The organism is Achromobacter sp. Root170 (assembly GCF_001428165.1).
GTDB classification, from domain to species: domain Bacteria; phylum Pseudomonadota; class Gammaproteobacteria; order Burkholderiales; family Burkholderiaceae_B; genus Achromobacter; species Achromobacter mucicolens.
Genome location: NZ_LMHN01000012.1, coordinates 76,136 through 93,712, shown reverse-complemented (window position 1 = coordinate 93,712; position 17,577 = coordinate 76,136). Strand labels below are relative to the sequence as shown.

The following is a 17,577-nucleotide window of genomic DNA, read 5'->3' as shown; positions in this document are numbered from 1 at the left end:
CCATGCGTCTGCTCCACACCATGCTGCGCGTCGGCAACCTCGACAAGTCCATCGACTTCTACACCAACGTGCTGGGCATGCGCCTTCTGCGCCGCAACGACTATCCGGACGGCAAGTTCACGCTGGCCTTCGTCGGCTACCAGGACGAAGCCGACGGCGCCGTCATCGAACTGACCCACAACTGGGACACCGACAAGTACGACCTGGGCAACGGCTACGGCCACATCGCCCTGGAAGTCGACAACGCCTACGAAGCCTGTGACAAGGTCAAGGAGCGCGGCGGCAAGGTCACCCGCGAGGCCGGCCCGATGAAGCACGGCAAGACCGTCATCGCCTTCGTGGAAGACCCCGACGGCTACAAGATCGAATTCATCCAGAAGAAAGACCGCCAGGACTGAGCGGAACGCCAGCCATGATCCATCCCATCCTGAAAATGGGCGACCCGCGGCTGCTGCGCGTGGCGCCCCCGGTCGACCGTTTCGACACGCCTGAGCTGCACGCCCTGATCGACGACATGTTCGAAACCATGGCGGCCGCGCAGGGCGTGGGCCTGGCCGCGCCGCAGATCGGCGTGGACCTGCAACTGGTGATCTTCGGGTTCGATCGCAACGACCGCTATCCCGACGCGCCGCCGGTGCCGCAGACGATCCTGTGCAATCCGGTCATCACGCCGCTTTCGGACGAGATGGAAGACGGCTGGGAAGGCTGCCTGTCGGTGCCGGGACTGCGCGGCCTGGTGCCGCGCTACCGCCATATCCGGTACAGCGGCCGCGATCCGTATGGCCAGTTGATCGAGCGCGAGGCCGAAGGCTTTCACGCGCGCGTCGTCCAGCACGAATGCGACCACCTGATCGGCCGCCTGTATCCGTCCCGGATCCAGGATTTCTCGAAGTTCGGCTTCACGGAAATCCTGTTCCCGGGCATGGACCCGAATCAGGACGACTAGGCGTTATCGCCGGGTCTTGCAGCAGCGGGGGGCTCGTCCTCCTGCTGTTGCGGCGGCTGCGGTTGCTGCGGCGGCTCCGGCTGTTGCGGCGGCTGCCATTGTTGCGGCGGCTGCGACTCCGGCTGCTGCGGCTGCTGCGGCTCCGGCTGCGACTCCGGCTTCTGTTCCTGCGCCTGAACCGGCGCGCCTTCGTCCAGCGGCGTCAGCGCTTCCGGCGCAAAATCATCCACCTGCAATACCTTCAGCACCGTCGCTTCCGCGGCTTCCAGCTGCGCCGCCTGCGCGTCCGTGATGGCGCCGCGCTGATGGGCTTCGCGCCAGTTGCGCACGTTGGACTGACGCAGACGGTCGCGAATCGGCTGCACCGCATCGGCCAGCGCAAAGGCGCGGGTCAACAGGCCCAGCGGATCCTCCCCGGGTTCGCGCTGCAGGTCGGCCGCCAGACGCACATGCGTGGGCGACGGCTTGAGCAGCAATTCGGCGCATTCCCGCGTGAGCGCGTCGTCCGGCCCCTTGGCTCGCCGCAACGGCAGGATGGCCGCCCGCAACGCCCAGGACAGCGCCTTGACCGGCAGGTTGCGCAGCACCTGATCCATGCTCTTCTCGATGCTGGCGAAACCCTGCGCCATGCACCAGCGCACCAGCGGCAGGTCATCGTGCTTGCGCCCCTCGTCTTCCCAGCGCTTTAGCACCGCGGACAGCAGATAGAGTTCGGACAGGATGTCGCCCAGGCGCGCGGAGATCATTTCGCGGCGCTTCAGGCCCCCACCCAGTTGCGCCAGCGTGGCGTCGGCCAGCAGCGCGAAGCCCGACGCATAACGGCCCAGCCGGCGGTAATGACCCGCCACCGGTCCCGAGGCCGGCGCGGGCGCCAGCATGCCGCCCGTCCACGCGCGGCCGATCGCGCGCAGCGTGTTCATGCCCGCGTGGCGCAGATGGCGCCAGAACACATCGTGGAAGACCTCGATGCCGCGTTCCTCGTCGGGGTTGCCCAGCGCCAGGATCTCCGGCATCAGATAGGGATGCGCGCGAATGGCGCCTTGCCCGAAGATGATCAGATTGCGCGTCAGGATGTTGGCGCCCTCGACCGTGATGGCGATGGGCACGGCGCGGTACAAGGAGCCCAGGTAATTGCTGGGGCCGTCCATGACGGCGCGGCCCGCGTGCACGTCCATGGCGTCGTTCACCGACACGCGCATGCGCTCGGTGGCGTGGTATTTCATGATGCCGGACACCACCGCCGGCTTGACGCCCTGATTGAGCGCGGCGCAGGTCAGGCGGCGCGCGGCCTCGACCAGATAGGCGTTGCCGGCCAGGCTGGCCAGCCGCTCCTGCACGCCCTCGAACTTGCCGATCGGGATGCCGAACTGCTCGCGCACCCGCGCATACATGCCGGTGGTGTGCGCGCACATCGCCGCGGCGGCGGCCGACAGCGACGGCAGCGAAATGCCGCGCCCGGCGGCCAGGGCGCTCATCAGCATCTGCCAGCCCTGCCCGGCGCGCTCGACGCCGCCGATCAGCGCATCCAGCGGCACAAAAACGTCGCGGCCCGAGTTGGGCCCGTTCTGGAACACCTGCATGGCGGGCAGGTGGCGCCGGCCGATCTCGACGCCGGGCGCGTCGGTGGGAACGAGCGCCACCGAGATGCCGATATCCTTGGGCCCGCCCAGAATGCCGTCGGGGTCCGACATCTTGAACGCCAGCCCCAGCACCGTGGCCACCGGCCCCAGCGTGATGTAGCGCTTGTGCCAATTGAGCCGGATGCCGATGAGCTCGCGCCCATCCACGACCTGGCGGCACACGACGCCGGTATCCACCATCGAGGCCGCGTCCGAGCCGGCTTCGGGACTGGTCAGGCCAAAGCACGGGACTTCCCGGCCGTCGGCCAGCCTTGGCAGCCAGTAATCGCGCTGCGCCTGCGTGCCGAACTGCATGAGCAGTTCGCCCGGCCCCAGCGAGTTCGGCACCATGACCGTGACGCCCGCCGTGATGGAATAGGCGGAAATGCGCCGCACTACTTCGGAGTGCGCATAGGGCGAGAACCCCAGGCCGCCGTGGCGGCGCGGAATGATCATGCCGAAGAAACGCTGCGTCTTGAGGTATTCCCAGACGCGCGGCGGCAGATCGCGCCGGTTCCAGGAAATATCCCATTCGTCCAGCATGCCGCACAGTTCGCGCACGGGCCCGTCGATGAAGCGCTGTTCATCCGGCGTCAGCGTGGCCGGCGGCACACTGAGGAGCTTGCGCCAGTCGGGATTGCCCGTGAACAGGTCGGCGTCCCACCAGCTGTCGCCGGCCTCGATGGCCTCGCGTTCGGTGGCCGACATGGCCGGCAAGGCATTGCGGGCCCAGCGGTATGCGGGTTCCGAAATGCGGCGCCGGCGCCAGGCGTTGAAATCCATGGGTCCCCCTGTTGTTCGCTACAAGACGTATCGGGCCAAAGTACCAGAATTGGCGCGGCCCGGCCAAGCTGCGGCTTACCGACTCTGCGACAATGGGCGTCGCCGCGCAGATGCGCAATCAACCGCTGTCCGGGCACGTCCGCATGCTGAACAAACTCTGGCTTGGCTTCTTCCTTACCGCTGCCGCGGCCGCGCTGTACCGCTGGCTCGTCATCGGGGACCCGGAAGTCTTTCGCCAGATGGTCGCCAGCCTGTTCGACATGGCGCGCGTGTCCGTGGAAGTGATGGTGCTGCTGTTTGGCACGCTGACGCTGTGGCTGGGTTTCCTGCGCATCGCCGAGGGCGCGGGCCTGGTCGAAAAGCTTGCGCGCGTCCTGGGCCCCCTGTTCGCGCGCCTGATGCCCGAGGTGCCGCGTAATCACCCAGCCATCGGCCTGATCACGCTGAACTTCGCGGCCAATGGCCTGGGGCTGGACAACGCCGCCACCCCCATCGGCCTGCGCGCCATGCGCGAGCTGCAAGCGCTCAACCCCAAGCCGGACACCGCCACCAACGCGCAGATCCTGTTCCTGGTGCTCAATGCATCGTCGCTGACGCTGCTGCCCGTCACGCTGTTCATGTTCCGCGCGCAGCAGGGCGCGCCCGATCCCACGCTAGTCTTTTTGCCCATTCTGCTGGCCACCAGCGCGTCCACGCTGGCCGGCTTTCTGGCGGTCGCGCTGTGCCAGCGGCTGCGCTTGGCCGATCCGGTCATCCTGCTGTGGCTGGGCGGCGCGGCGCTGGTGCTGGGCGGATTCATGGCGCTTCTGGCCAGCATGTCGGCAGCCGCCATCGCGTCGCTGTCTTCGCTGCTGGGCAACCTGACGCTGTTTGGCATCCTGCTGGCGTTTCTGGTCGTCGGCGCGTGGAAAAAAGTGCCTGTGTACGAGGCCTTCATCGAAGGCGCCAAGGAAGGGTTCGATATCGCCAAGAGCCTGCTGCCGTATCTGGTGGCGATGCTGTGCGCCGTGGGCGTGCTGCGCGCGTCCGGCGCGCTGGACTTCCTGTTGGATGGCATCCGCTGGCTGGCGCAGCAGGCAAATTGGGACACGCGCTTCGTGGACGCGCTGCCCACGGCGCTGGTCAAGCCGTTCTCGGGCAGCGCAGCGCGCGCGATGATGCTGGAGACCATGACGCACTTCGGCGTGGACAGCTTCCCGGCGCTGCTGTCCGCGGTGGTGCAAGGCAGCACCGAGACCACCTTCTATGTGCTGGCGGTGTATTTCGGGTCGGTGGGGATTCTGCGCGCCCGGCATGCAGTCGGCTGCGCGCTGATCGCCGACCTGGCCGGGGTGCTGGCCGCGATCGGCGTCTGCTACTGGTTCTTCGGCTAGGCGCCCTGCTTCAGTCCACCAGCAGGATCTTCATCCCGTTGGTGCCGCCGCTGTCGCGATAGAAATCGCCCTTGGTCAGGATCACCCAATCGCCGGTCTGCACCAGATGGCGCTTGCGCAGCTCGTCGATGGCGGCGTTGGAAAGATCGGCCGGATCGTAGTCCGACGGCGCGAACGGAATCGTGTACACGCCACGGAACATCGTCACGCGGTTTTGCGTCACGCTGTGCGGGCTGTAGCAGTAGATGGGCACGCCCGAGCGGATGCGCGACATGATGAGCGGCGTGTGGCCGCTTTCGGTCAGCGCGATGATGGCCTTGACGCCGGGAAAATGGTTGGCGGCATACATGGCCGCCAGCGCGATGGTTTCGTCGCAGCGCGTGAAGGTCTCGCCCATGCGGTGATGCGACTTCGTGGACGTGGGATGCTTTTCCGCGCCCAGGCACACGCGAGCCATCGCTTGCACGGTTTCGACCGGGTACTGGCCCGAGGCGCTTTCAGCCGACAGCATGACGGCGTCGGTGTAGTCCAGCACGGCGTTCGCCACGTCGGAGACTTCGGCGCGGGTGGGCATCGGGCTGGAGATCATCGATTCCATCATCTGCGTGGCGGTGATGACCACCTTGTTCAGCGTGCGCGCGTGCTGGATGATGCGCTTCTGGATGCCCACCAGCTCGGCGTCGCCCACTTCCACGCCCAGGTCGCCACGCGCCACCATCACGCCGTCGCTTGCGCGGATCAGCGCATCCAGGGCCTCGTCGTCGGCTACTGCCTCGGCGCGTTCGATCTTTGCGATGATCCATGCCTGGCTGCCGGCCTCGGCAAGCAAGGTGCGGGCCTCGTCGATGTCGCTGCCATAGCGCGGGAACGACACCGCCACGTAGTCCAGCTCCATTTCGGCGGCCAGCTTGATGTCGACGCGATCCTTGTCGGTCAGGCTGGGCGCGGACAGGCCGCCGCCGCGGCGGTTGATGCCCTTGTTGTTGGACAGCGGACCGCCCACCGTGACGGTGGTGTGGACTTCGTCGCCTTCCACGCGATCCACGACCAGCACGACGCGGCCGTCATCGAGCAGCAGCTCGTCGCCCACGCGGCAATCGGTCACGAGTTCCGGATAGTCGATGCCCACGATGCTGGACGTGCCCGCATCCTTGGGATGCACGCGCGACAGCGTGAACGGCTGGCCCACGTGCAACTGCACCAGCTTGTCGACAAAGCGGGCGATGCGGATCTTGGGACCTTGCAGGTCTCCCATGATCGCGACGAAGCGGCCCTGCTTGGCCGCGATCTCGCGCACCAGCCGCGCGCGCTCGCGGTGGTCGTCCGCGCTGCCATGCGAGAAGTTCAGCCGTGCGACGTCCAGCCCCGCGCGGATGAGCGCGTCGATGCGTTCGGGCGACGAGGTCGAGGGTCCCAGGGTGGCGACAATTTTTGTGCGGCGCAATACAGGCATGGCGGTCCACTCTCGCAAAAGCAACGAAAGCGCTATGGTACGCCGGCCGCGTTGTCACGGGTATCATGGGTGACACATCGATCACTAACGCGCCCCCTTCCGACCGTGAAAATCGTCATCGCTCCCGACTCGTTCAAAGAAAGCGTTTCCGCGCCCGATGCGGCGGCGGCCATTGCGCGCGGCGTCAAGGCCGCCTTTCCCGGCGCGCACACCGTGTGCATCCCGATGGCCGACGGCGGCGAAGGCACCGTCGAAGCCGTGCTGGCGGCCACCGGCGGCAAGGAACATCAGATCACCGTGAACGACGCGCTCGGCCACAAGGTCGACGCCGTGTGGGGTTTGCTGGACGACGGCACCGCCGTCATCGAGATGGCCGCCGCGGCGGGCCTTGAATTGATCTCTCCTTCCAAGCGCGACCCGATGCGCGCCAGCAGCCACGGCGTGGGCGAGCTGATGCGCGCGGCGCTGGACGCGGGCGCCAAGCGCATCATCCTGGGTTTGGGCGGCTCGGCCACCAACGACGCCGGCGCCGGCATGCTGACGGCGCTGGGCGTGCGACTGCTGGACGCCGGCGGCAACAGCCTGCCGCCGGGCGGCGGGGCGCTGGGCCAACTTGCCTCCATCGACACGCATGGCCTGGACCCGCGGCTCGCCCAGGTGCGCGTCGACATCGCCTCCGACGTCGACAATCCCTTGTGCGGCCCGCATGGCGCGTCGCACGTGTTCGGGCCGCAAAAGGGCGCGACGCCGGAACAGGTGCAGACCCTGGACACCCTGCTGAGTCACTTCGCCGACGTGTGCGCAAAGCACCTCGGCGCCGACCACCGCGACGCGCCCGGCGCGGGTGCGGCCGGTGGCCTGGGTTTTGCCGCCAAGGCGTTCCTGAACGCGCATTTCCGGCCGGGCGTGGAGATCGTCGCAGAGCTGGGCGGTCTGGCCGACGCCGTGGAAGGCGCAACGCTGGTGTTCACCGGCGAAGGCCGGATGGACGCACAGACGCTGCGCGGCAAGACGCCCGCGGGCGTGGCCCGGATTGCCCAGCGCGCGGGCGTTCCCGTCGTGGCGCTGGCCGGTTCGCTGGGCGAAGGCTACGAGGCCCTGCACACCTGCGGCATCAGCGCCGCATTCAGCCTGGCCCCCGGTCCCATCACGTTGCAGCAGGCCTTGGCCGACGCCGAGCGCCTGCTTGCCGACCGGGCACGCGATGTGATGCAGTTGTGGATGGCGGCGCAGAAACGCATGCTGTGATCGGGCGCCAGGGGCAACCCGCTGAACCGCCGTCACAGGCTGACGCCCATGTCCCCTGGGTGTCTGACACCGTCTCACGCTCCCAGCACCCAAATGCAAAAAGGCCCCGCGGGGCCTTTTTGCATTGCCATGCCATACCGAAAAGACGTCAGTCCCGCGCCAGCACCCCGGCTTCGACCAGCGCATCCGACAGGCGCATGTAGCGGTCCACCGAAATGTCCTCGGCGCGCGCGGTGGGCGCGATGTCCAGCGCTTCCCAAGGCACTTGCGCGGCCCAGTCAGCCAGCACCCGCCGCAGCATCTTGCGGCGCTGCGAGAAGGCGCGGGCCACCACGGTTTCGAAAGCGCGCTCGCTGATGGGCCGCTGGCGGTCCGCCGGCAACGGCACCATGCGCACGATCGCCGACACGACCTTAGGAGGCGGATCGAAGGCCTCGGGCGGCACGTCGAACAGCTTGTGCATGCGGTAGCGCGATTGCAGCATCACGGACAGGCGGCTGAAGTCGCCCGAGCCGGGCTTGGCCACCATGCGGTCGATCACTTCGCGCTGCAGCATGAAATGCTGATCGCGGATGTGGTCGGCCCACGTCATCAGGTGGAACAGCAACGGGCTGGAAATGTTGTAGGGCAGATTGCCCACGACGCGCAGCGCGCCGCCGAACTGCGAGAAATCCACCGTCAGCGCGTCGGCCTCGACCACCGTCAAGCGTGATGCGTCGAACTGCTTGCGCAGGCGGGCGGCCAGGTCGCGATCGATTTCGACCGCAGTGAGATGGTCCAGCCGTTCGAGCAGCGGCCGCGTCAGCGCGGACAAGCCAGGGCCGATCTCGACCACGGCATCGTCGCGGGCGGGCGCAACCGCCCGGACGATGGACTCGACGACGCTGTCGTCGGTCAGGAAGTTCTGGCCAAAGCGCTTGCGCGCCTGGTGTTGAGACATGAAAAGCCCGTAATGCGTTTAGCGGTTGTTCTGCTGGATTTTCTGCTGCTTTTCGAAGCGGTTGTCGACGTACGCCTGTGCGCGCAGTTGCTCGAGCCAGTCTTCGAAGGCCGGCTGGGCGCGGCGCTCGAACAGCGTCTGGCGGGCGCGCATGCGCGCCAGGTCGTCGGTCGCGTCGTGCTCGCGGCGCTCTTCCACCTGGATCAGGTGCCAGCCGAACGGCGACTGCACGGGCTGGCTGATTTCGCCAGGTTGCAGCGCGTTCATCGCGGCCTCGAACGGCGGCACGGTTTCACCCGGGTTCAGCCATCCCAGCTCGCCGCCTTGCGGCGCGCTGGCGTCCTGCGAATACTGGCGCGCCATTTCCTCGAACGTGGCGGCGCCATTGACCAGGCGCTGGCGAACCTGCTCCAGGCGCTGGCGGGCCAGATCATCGCTCATGACGGTCGACGTCTTGATGAGGATGTGGCGGGCGCGCGTCTGCACGACCTGCGTCGGGCCCTGGGGCGCCTGCTCGCGTGCGGCCGGCTGAGGCGCCGGTTGCGGCGCGGCTTGCGGTGCCGGGGCGCGGGCCGTGCGGCCGGGCGCGGGCTGGGCGGTGCCGCGGTCCATCACCTTGATGATGTGAAAGCCATTGCCGCTTTGGATCAGCTGGCTGACCTGGCCCTTTTGCAGATTGCTGATGGCCTTGACGAAAAGGTCAGGCCAGCCGTCCAGCGGGCGCACGCCCATGACGCCGCCCTGCAGCGCCTCGGGGCCGTCGGACGATGCCGCGGCCAGGCTGGCGAAATCGTCGCCGCGCTTGGCTCGCGCCAGCAGGCCTTCGGCCTTCTTGCGCAGCAGCGCCAGTTGGTCGGGCGACGATCCTTCCGGCACGCGCACCAGAATCTGCGCCAGCGCGTAAAGCATGGGGCCGGCAGGCGCAGCGGCCTGCTCGGGCGCGGGCTGCGGCTGCACCTGGGGCTGCGCTTGCGCCGCCTGCGCAGGCGCCGCGCCAAAAGCCGGGTTGCGGCGCTGGTCTTTCAGGAAGGCGTCGACTTCCGCGTCGGAAATGACGATGGTCGAGTCGACCGCGCGCTGGCGCAGGCGATCCGAACGGATCTCGTCGCGCAGCGATTTGCGGTAGTTTTCCCAGGTCGTGCCGGACTTTTCCAGTTCCTGGCGCAGTTGCTGCACCGTGATCTTGTTGCGCGAGGCGATCGCCTGGATGGCGGTGTCGATCTGTTTGTCGTCAACCCGGATGCCAAGGCGGTCGGCTTCATGGCGCTGCACGCGTTCCATGATGAGACGCTGGAGCACCTGGTGCTGCAGCGTCTGGTCATCGGGCACCTGGATGCCGCGCGACTTCAGTTCGCCGGCAATGCGCTGGGAAGCGTCGCGCAGTTCGCGCAGCGTGATCACGTCCTTGTCGACGATCGCGGCGATGCCGTCCACGAACTGCTCGCCCTTGGGCGCCGGCGCGTCCTGTTTCTGCGCGGCGGGAGCGGCCTTGGCGCTGTTGGCGCCGCGGCTGGTCTGCTCGGCCGCATGGGCGGCGGGCAAGCCGGCGCACAGGGCCAGCAGCAGCGCGTTGCCGGAGAGGCGGCGCAAAGAGTGCAACCTACGCATCATTCATACCTTTCAAATGTGGTCCCGGCCTGCGCGGGCGGCGTGACGCGCGTGTAACCGGGGATACTTCTGTTCAGCAGGCTCATGGGGTCGGTTCCGAGGGAACCCAGGCCCGTGAGCTCAAGCTGGAAGAACAGCGCGGAATTGGTGTCCGCCGCCGATACGGCGTAGCGCTGGTAGACCATGCGGCCCACCCAGCAGCAGTCGCCCTTGTACTCCAGGCCGGCGATGGCCTGCGTCACGCGCGGGGATTCCGTCGTATTGGCAATCGTACTGGACGGTCCGGAACGCAAAGAATAGTCGACCCGGCCCACACCGTACCAGCGCTTGCTGAATGGCCATTGAACGGCCAGGCTGACCTGGTTCTGACCCTGCGGCTGATAGAACACGCCCGGCTGCGGATCGCGCTGGTAGCGGTAGGCCACCGCCACCGTGGTCAGGCGCTGGGGCGACCAGCGCGCGCTGATGAGCCCGCGCGACCAATTGTTGTCGTAGGGGTTGTACTGCGCGGCGAGGTCCGTGTTGAGCGTATCGGTCAACGCGGCGCTGACGCCCACCAGGAAGTCGGAACGCACGTCCGTGCGCGGGGTTTCCAGCGGCAGCGTGACTTTCTGGTCTTCGAAGTACAGACGCTGCGCCACGCCCACCGACAGGCGCTCGAATCCGCTGTCGGCATCGAGCCAGCGCGTCGTCAGGGCCGCGGTCAGCTGGTTGGCGTTGGCGATACGGTCCCAGCCGCCCGAGTAGATGTTTTCCTCAAACGCCTGGGTGAAGCTGAAATCGGCCAGCGACGTGTCGAAGACAGGAATCTTGGACTGGTCGCGGTACGGCACGTACAGGTAATACAGCCGCGGTTCGAGCGTCTGCGTGGACGATTTGCCGAACAGCGTGGTGTCGCGCTCGAAGATCAGGCCCGAGTCCAGCGACAGGATGGGCACCGTGCGGGACTGCGAGCGCGGCAGGCCATTGGCCGTGCCGCCATTGAGCCCCTGCGCATCCACTCCATACCATTTGGTCTGATACGACGTGTAGTTCACGCCCGCCTTCGGGGTGATGAACCAGCCGGGGCGGACGATCGGATACGAGATCGTCGGGTAGGTCTGGAAGCGGTCGCCATCGGGGGCTCGCAACGCCGCGCCATACTCCGGCATGCTGAAGCGCACCGCGGTCGAGGTCCAGTCCAGGTCGAAGCCGCCGACGTCGTACCGCGAACCGCGCAGGTAGATCTCGGGTTCCTTGTTGTACGGCGGAACCAGCGGCGCATCGGGATCCTGCAGCGTCTGGAACTTGTAGACCTGCGCGTAGGCGCTCCAGTAGTTGGAGACCCAGCCCACGCGGCCGCGTTGCGGCAGGTACGTCGTGGAGGCCTGGTTCAGGCCCAGCTGCGAAATGTCGCGGAAGTAATTGTCGTCCGAGACCTTGGCGATATCCCAGTCGGCGTAGAAACCGTGCGAGAACTGCTGCTGATGGCGCCACCAGTACATCCAGCGGTCGTTGCCCGTCACGTCGTCATTGGGCAGGTAGGTGCCGTCCATAATGCCGCTGTACCCGTAACCCAGATAGCGGAACTCGCCGCCCAGCTGGGTGCCGCGCTTGGAGAAGTAGCGCGGCTGCACCGTCAGGTCGTAATTGGGCGCCAGGTTGAAGTAGTACGGAATCGAGATGTCGAAACCGCCCTGGCTGGTCGTGCCGTAAGTCGGGATCAGGAAGCCGGACTTGCGTTCGCGCTTGACCGGGAAGGTCATGTAGGGCGACGCCAGGATCGGCACATCCTTGAAGTACAGGACGCCGCCGCGGGCGACGCCTTCGTTTTCGTCGAAATCGATATCGACCGAATTGGCCTTGATGTACCAGGACGGGTTTTCGCACGGGCAGCCGCTGTAGGTCACCGTGTGCAGCCGCATCTGCGACTTGCTGAAAATGTCCGCGTGGTCGGCGACGGCAAAGCCGCCGGTGGCGCCCAGCCAGAAGTTGGGCTTTTCGACCTCGCCGGAATACCGGTCCACGTTGAACGTGGCGGACGGGCCCGTGACCAGGGTGCCATCGCGCATCATGCGGGCATTGCCGCGGACGTCGACCTTGCCGGTGTCCTTGCGGTAATTGATCGCGTCGCCCTTGATCACGCCGTCGATGCGGCGCACCTGCGCGTTGCCGGTCAGGTTGAGCTCGTAGTCGGGATCGCCCGAAATCGTGTCCGCTTCCATGAAAGCGGGAATGCTCTCGTCGGGCAACCGGTGCATGCGCAGGCCGGGCGAGGTGCGCAATTGCGGGGTTGACGTGACCGACGGCGCGGAAGCAGCGGCGCCCGGGCTACTTTGAGCCTGGGCGGCTCCGGCGGCGACGCTGACTACGGAGAGGATCAACCACGGAACCTTGCGCACGAATGAAAACAGCCCTTTATGACCATGGGAGAGCCGCACAAAGACGCCCACGCGGCGCCAATGCTGACGGAAACGAGCCGGTATTATAGAGAAGCCGCGAACAACGCCCAGCCTTATGTTCGCCAAATCGAAAATTCCCCAATTTTGCCCTTCTGACACGGATCTTCCTTGAAAAACGATCACGACCCCCGCTTGGCGCAGGTGCGCAACTGGCTGCAAGGCCTGCCCCCTGCCCTGAACCTGGCCGTGGAGACGCTGCGCCCCGCGTCGGCTGACGCAAGCTTTCGCCGGTACTTCCGGCTGGACGCGGGATCGCGGACCCTGATTGTCATGGACGCCCCGCCCCAACACGAGGACTGCCGCCCGTTCCTGCATGTGGACAAGCTGCTGGCGGACGCCGGGCTGAACGTGCCGGCCGTGCTGGCGCAGGACCTGGACCAGGGCCTGCTGCTGCTGTCCGATCTGGGCGAACAAACCTATTACCAGCGCATCCAGGACGGCCTGGACGACGCCCAGTTGCAGACGCTGTACCGCGAGGCGCTGGCCGCCCTGGTCAAGCTGCAACAGGCCTCGACCGCCGGGCTGGGCGTCTACGACGGCACGCGGCTGGCCGACGAGCTCAAGCTGTTCCCCGAGTGGTACGTGCAAAAGCACCACGGCGTGACGCTGGACGACAAGACGGCCAATGCGATGGAAAAGATCTTCGCCCTGCTGTCGGCCAGCAACGCCGGGCAGCCGCAGGTGCTGGTGCACCGCGATTTCCATTCGCCCAACCTCATGGTCTGCGACCAGCCGCAATACGGCCCCAACCCGGGCATCATCGACTTCCAGGATGCGCTGGCCGGTCCCATCACCTACGACCTGGCGTCGCTGGTGACGGACGCCCGCACCACCTGGGAAGAACCGCAACAGCTCGACTGGGCGATCCGCTACTGGGAAATGGCGCGTGCGGCCGGCCTGCCGGTCGACGCCGATTTCGCCGAATTCCACCGCGCCTATGAATGGATGGGCCTGCAGCGCAACCTGCGGATCCTGGGCGTCTTTGCCCGCCTGAACCATCGCGATGGCAAGGCCCACTACCTGGCGCACATTCCCCGCGTGAACGGCTATGTCCGCCAGGTGGCGCAGCGCTATGGCGTTTTCACGCCGCTGCTGCGCCTGCTGGACCGCCTGGACGACCGCCAGGTCAGCGTCGGGTACACGTTCTGATGCGCGCCATGATCCTTGCCGCGGGCCGCGGCGAACGCATGCGCCCGCTGACCGACCGCCTGCCCAAGCCCATGCTGCCGGTCGGCGGCAAGCCGCTGATCGTCTGGCATCTGGCGCGCCTGGCCGCGGCCGGCATCCGCGACGTCGTCATCAATCACGCCTGGCTCGGCCACGAAATCGAACGCGCGTTGGGCGACGGCGCCGCGCACGGCGTGCGCATCAGCTATTCGGCCGAAGCCACCGCGCTGGAGACCGCGGGCGGCATCGCCCAGGCGCTCCCCCTTCTGGGCGACGAACCGTTCCTTGTCGTCAACGGCGACATCTGGTGCGACTGGAACCCGGCCGACGCGCACGACGCCGCCGGCCTCGTGACGCAGGGCGGCGCATGGCTGCTTCTGGTGGACAATCCCGCGCACCATCCTGCCGGCGACTTCGTCCTGACGGCCGAGGGGCGCGTGCTGGCGCAGGGCGAGCCCCGTTTGACCTTTGCAGGCGTCGGCGTCTACCATCCTTCGTTGTTCGCGGACGTCCCGCGCGGCCAGGCCGCGCCGCTGGCGCCGCTGCTGCGGCAGGCGATGGGCCAGGATCAGGTGCGCGGCGCGCGGCATGCCGGCCGCTGGACCGACGTCGGCACCCCGCAACGGCTCGCCGACCTGGACGCGGAACTGGCCAGCACGGCCGCGTGACGCTCACATATTTCACAATATCAAGGTGCGCAACGAGGCTTGTCCGCGCACGCAACGCCCCCGGCTAACGGGGTATTCTCTGACGCTTTGGCATGCGCGCGCGCCTGCCCACGAGCACATACACAGGAAGTTTTCTAGGAATGGGGATGTTTGGAAGATCGCAACGGGCCACGTTCAAGCCCTCCGTATACCAACCGGGACAACGCACGCGCCGCATGCCGCGCTGGCTCGTTCTGCTGCTGGTTGGCATTGCGCTTGGCGCGGGCGGCGTGCTCTTCCTGCAAACCAACTACGGTCCGCAACGCCTGACCGTCGAACAATCCGAACAGCTGCACAGCGAGCTCAGCGCCTCCAACATGGAGCGCCAGCGCCTGCAAACCCAGCTTGAAGAAGCCACCCAGCAGCGCGACGCCAACAAGGCCGGTCACGAAAAGCTGACCACCGACCTGGCGGAAAGCCGCGCCAAGATCGAAACCCTGAACAAGGAACTGGTGCTGTTCCAGGACGCCATGCCGCCCGACCCCCGCGGCGGCAACCTCGGCATCCGTTCGGCCACCTTCAAGCGCGCCCCCGGCCTGCTCGACTACCAGGTGCTGGTGATGCGCGAAGAACGCACGGGCGCGCCCTTCAAGGGCACGCTGACCTTCGCCATCGAAGGCTCCTACCCCAACGGCCGCTCCGCCACCGTGACGCCGGAAGGCCCCGCGCTGACGGTCGACCGCTACGACTACGCGCTGGGCCAGCTCAAGCTGCCCGACGGTTTCACCGCCAAGGTCGTGGTGCTGCGCGTGCTGGACGCCAATCAGAAGCAGCAGGCGATGCGGATCTACAACGTACGCAACTGACACGCGCCACTGATGGCCGCCAACCGGCCTGAACCGGCCCCCAAACCCGCCCCTCGGCGGGTTTTTTATCGCCTTCAAAAATTGGTTGCGCGCGCAACATACCGGGCATATAGTTGCGCAAACAACCAAATTCTGGAGACAGCATGACGCTCCCCTCGCACGTTCCCGTCCTGATCGCCGGCGGCGGTCCGGTCGGGCTGACCCTGGCCGCCCTGCTCGCCGAGTACGGCATCGCCTCCCTCACCGTCGAGGCCGATGAAGGCTATTGCAGCGGCAGCCGCGCCATCTGCATGTCGCGCCGGTCGCAGGAGATCCTGGGCTGGATCGGCGCCGACCGGCCGCTGATCGACACGGGTCTGGCCTGGACGGGCGGGCGAAGCTACTACCGCGACCGCGAAGTCCTGCACTTCCAGATGCCGCACGATCCCCTGCAGCGGTATGCCCCGATGGTGAACATCCAGCAGTACTACGTGGAGGAATTCGCGCACCAGGCCATGCGGCGCCATCCCGGCTTCGCCACGCTTGCCTGGTCGGCACGCGTCACGGCCGTGCAGCCCGGCCCGGACGGCGTATCGGTCGAGGTGGAGGCGGACGGCGCCCGCCAGACGGTGCGCGCCGATTGGCTCGTCGCCTGCGACGGCGGCCGCAGCACCGTGCGCGACGCGATGGGCTTGAAGCTGGAAGGCATGCAGTACGAGGGGCGCTACGTCATCGTCGACATCGAACAGGAATCGCAACGGCCCGTCGAGCGCCTTGCATGGTTCGATCCGCCCTCCAATCCCGGATCCACGCTGCTGATGCATCGCCAGCCCGGCAACGTGTGGCGCGTCGACTACCAGATCCGTGACGACGAAGACCCCGACGAAGCCGTCAAGCCGGAAAACGTGCTGCCGCGCGTGCAGAGCCATCTGGACATGATCGGCGAGACCGCGCCCTGGAAGCCGCTCTGGATCTCGATCTACAACGCCAAGTGCCTGACGCTGGATCGCTACCGCCACGGCCGCGTGCTGTTCGCGGGCGACGCGGGCCACCTCGTGCCGATCTTCGGCGTGCGCGGGCTGAATTCCGGGCTGGACGACGCCGGCAACCTGGCCTGGAAACTTGCCTGGGTGCTGAAGGGCCAGTCGCCCGACGCCCTGCTGGACAGCTACAGCATCGAGCGCGTCCATGCCACGCGCCAGAACCTGGCCTACGGCGCCAAGAGCACGGAATTCATGGCGCCGCCGGACTTCGGCTTCCGGCTCATGCGCGAGGCCGCGCTGCGCCTCGCGCTGGTGGACGACGGCGTGCGCTCGCTCATCAATCCGCGCCAGTCCGCGCCCATCTCGTACGACACCTCGCCCTTGAACCGCGAGGACCGCGCCCCCGAGGCCGGCCCGGCCGCCGCGCCGGGCCAACCCGCGCCCGACGTGCTGCTGCAGGATGGCGACGTGCCGCAATACCTGACCGCCCATTTTGGCGCGGGCTTCGTGGCGCTGGCCATTTCGCCCGACCCGGCCGTGTCGGCCGCGCTGGATGCGCTGGCCGCGGCCACGCAGGACGCCCCGAGTCCGCTGCAGGTGTTGCGCGCCGGCCCGGGCGGACTGGCCGACCCGCACGGCCAGCTCGCCTTGCGTTACGGCAATCAGGCCGGCGCCGTCTACCTGCTGCGCCCCGACGGCTATGTGCTGGGACGCTGGGTTGCGCCTGCCGCCGCCGACCTGCGCGCCGCGTTGGCGCCCTACTACCCCTCGCTTACTTCCACCGCCACCTCGAAAGGCCACGCATGAATCCCGAAGCCCTGGACCAGGTCTACACCAGCATGGCGCAGACGCTCACGCGCGTCGGCGAATCGCGCGCGCCGCTTTTTCTGTCGATACTCGGCTTGTCGCTGCTCAGCCGCCTGCCGTCGGCCGAAGAAGCCCTGTCGCTGCTGGCGCAGGCCGAAGCCGCCAGCCTGGATGACGGCGCTGTGGCAAACTATCCGGCCTCATCCTGCGCGGGCGCCGATCCCGCCCGTCCGACGTGAAAACGCCCGCCCTGGAACGATTCCTCACCTATCGCCTTCACGTGCTCAACAAGATCACGGACCGCGACACGACTCGTGCCTATCTCAAGGACTGCGACATTCCGCTGGGCGAGGCGCGGTGCCTCGCCGCCATTGGCCGGTTTGCGCCGCTGTCCGTCAACGACCTGGCACGCGCCGCCAACCTGAACAAGGGCCAGGCCAGCCGCTCGGCGCAGGCGCTGGTGGATCGCGGGCTTGTCGAAAAGACGGTCTCCGCGTCCGACGGACGCGGCGTGGTGCTGGCGCCGACCGCCGACGGCCTGACGCAGTACCGCCGCATCGTCGACCTCATTGCGCGCCGCAACGACGAAATCTTCGGCTGCCTGACCGCCGATGAACAGCAGCAATTCGGCGACATGCTCGACCGCCTGATCGGCCACCTGCAAGCCGAAGCCGGCGACACCGCGGACTAAGTCACGGGCCGCGCAGCCGGGCAACT

The 17,577-nt window shown here is 67.3% G+C and carries 15 protein-coding genes; 10 read left to right on the top strand and 5 right to left on the bottom strand.

Annotated features, from left to right (window positions below):
- The first annotated feature begins 2 nt into the window (after positions 1-2).
- Together gloA and def are read left to right on the top strand one after the other, a co-directional pair.
- Positions 3-398 carry a lactoylglutathione lyase gene (gloA, locus tag ASD87_RS10650; protein WP_056320907.1) on the top strand — a complete coding sequence of 132 codons (396 nt, stop codon included), beginning with the start codon at positions 3-5 and terminating at the stop codon, positions 396-398.
- Between the two features lie 14 nt (positions 399-412).
- Positions 413-946, top strand: a complete 534-nt coding sequence (gene def / locus ASD87_RS10645; RefSeq protein WP_056320904.1) for a peptide deformylase — start codon at positions 413-415, stop codon at positions 944-946.
- On the opposite strand, the gene ASD87_RS10640 is transcribed toward def, so the two are convergent.
- Positions 943-3,348, bottom strand: a complete 2,406-nt coding sequence (locus ASD87_RS10640; RefSeq protein ID WP_235512685.1) for an acyl-CoA dehydrogenase — start codon at positions 3,346-3,348, stop codon at positions 943-945. The two genes, def and ASD87_RS10640, sit on opposite strands and share 4 nt — an antisense overlap.
- A 143-nt stretch (positions 3,349-3,491) precedes the next feature.
- Between ASD87_RS10640 and ASD87_RS10635 the strand changes: the two genes are divergently transcribed.
- The gene (locus tag ASD87_RS10635; protein WP_056322665.1) at positions 3,492-4,721 is read left to right on the top strand and encodes a nucleoside recognition domain-containing protein; all 1,230 of its coding nucleotides are present in this window, start codon (positions 3,492-3,494) and stop codon (positions 4,719-4,721) included.
- Between the two features lie 10 nt (positions 4,722-4,731).
- Here the strand turns inward: ASD87_RS10635 and pyk are convergent, their stop codons facing one another.
- Positions 4,732-6,174 (bottom strand): pyruvate kinase, encoded by a 1,443-nt coding sequence (gene pyk, locus ASD87_RS10630; RefSeq protein WP_056320902.1) that lies wholly within the window; start codon positions 6,172-6,174, stop codon positions 4,732-4,734.
- Positions 6,175-6,279: 105 nt separating this feature from the next.
- Between pyk and ASD87_RS10625 the strand changes: the two genes are divergently transcribed.
- On the top strand, positions 6,280-7,422 hold the full coding sequence (locus ASD87_RS10625; RefSeq protein WP_056320900.1) for a glycerate kinase: 1,143 nt from the start codon (positions 6,280-6,282) through the stop codon (positions 7,420-7,422).
- 148 nt (positions 7,423-7,570) lie between these two features.
- On the opposite strand, the gene rsmA is transcribed toward ASD87_RS10625, so the two are convergent.
- Genes rsmA through ASD87_RS10610 form a run of 3 tightly spaced genes read right to left on the bottom strand, consistent with a single transcriptional unit; the run spans position 7,571 to position 12,351 of the window.
- A complete protein-coding gene (gene rsmA, locus ASD87_RS10620; RefSeq protein ID WP_056320897.1) occupies positions 7,571-8,362 on the bottom strand; it encodes a 16S rRNA (adenine(1518)-N(6)/adenine(1519)-N(6))-dimethyltransferase RsmA in 792 nt (263 codons plus the stop codon).
- Positions 8,363-8,380: 18 nt separating this feature from the next.
- Entirely contained in the window at positions 8,381-9,973 is a 1,593-nt protein-coding gene (locus ASD87_RS10615) for a peptidylprolyl isomerase (protein ID WP_056320896.1), read from the bottom strand.
- A complete protein-coding gene (locus ASD87_RS10610; protein WP_056322662.1) occupies positions 9,970-12,351 on the bottom strand; it encodes an LPS-assembly protein LptD in 2,382 nt (793 codons plus the stop codon). The genes ASD87_RS10615 and ASD87_RS10610 overlap by 4 nt, the downstream gene beginning before the upstream one ends.
- A gap of 168 nt (positions 12,352-12,519) precedes the next feature.
- Between ASD87_RS10610 and ASD87_RS10605 the strand changes: the two genes are divergently transcribed.
- The 6 genes from ASD87_RS10605 (at position 12,520) to ASD87_RS10580 (ending at position 17,551) form a co-directional block, all read left to right on the top strand.
- Positions 12,520-13,560: an aminoglycoside phosphotransferase family protein gene (locus ASD87_RS10605; protein WP_056320893.1), complete on the top strand. Its 1,041-nt coding sequence runs from the start codon at positions 12,520-12,522 to the stop codon at positions 13,558-13,560.
- Entirely contained in the window at positions 13,560-14,246 is a 687-nt protein-coding gene (gene murU, locus ASD87_RS10600) for an N-acetylmuramate alpha-1-phosphate uridylyltransferase MurU (protein ID WP_056320890.1), read from the top strand. Before ASD87_RS10605 ends, murU begins: the two co-directional genes overlap by 1 nt.
- Positions 14,247-14,392: 146 nt before the next feature.
- Positions 14,393-15,091, top strand: a complete 699-nt coding sequence (locus ASD87_RS10595; protein WP_056320887.1) for a DUF6776 family protein — start codon at positions 14,393-14,395, stop codon at positions 15,089-15,091.
- A gap of 143 nt (positions 15,092-15,234) precedes the next feature.
- Entirely contained in the window at positions 15,235-16,860 is a 1,626-nt protein-coding gene (locus ASD87_RS10590; RefSeq protein WP_056320884.1) for an FAD-dependent monooxygenase, read from the top strand.
- Entirely contained in the window at positions 16,857-17,099 is a 243-nt protein-coding gene (locus ASD87_RS10585) for a hypothetical protein (protein WP_056320882.1), read from the top strand. The genes ASD87_RS10590 and ASD87_RS10585 overlap by 4 nt, the downstream gene beginning before the upstream one ends.
- Positions 17,096-17,551, top strand: a complete 456-nt coding sequence (locus ASD87_RS10580) for a MarR family winged helix-turn-helix transcriptional regulator (RefSeq protein ID WP_056320881.1) — start codon at positions 17,096-17,098, stop codon at positions 17,549-17,551. Before ASD87_RS10585 ends, ASD87_RS10580 begins: the two co-directional genes overlap by 4 nt.
- The last annotated feature ends 26 nt before the right edge of the window (positions 17,552-17,577 follow it).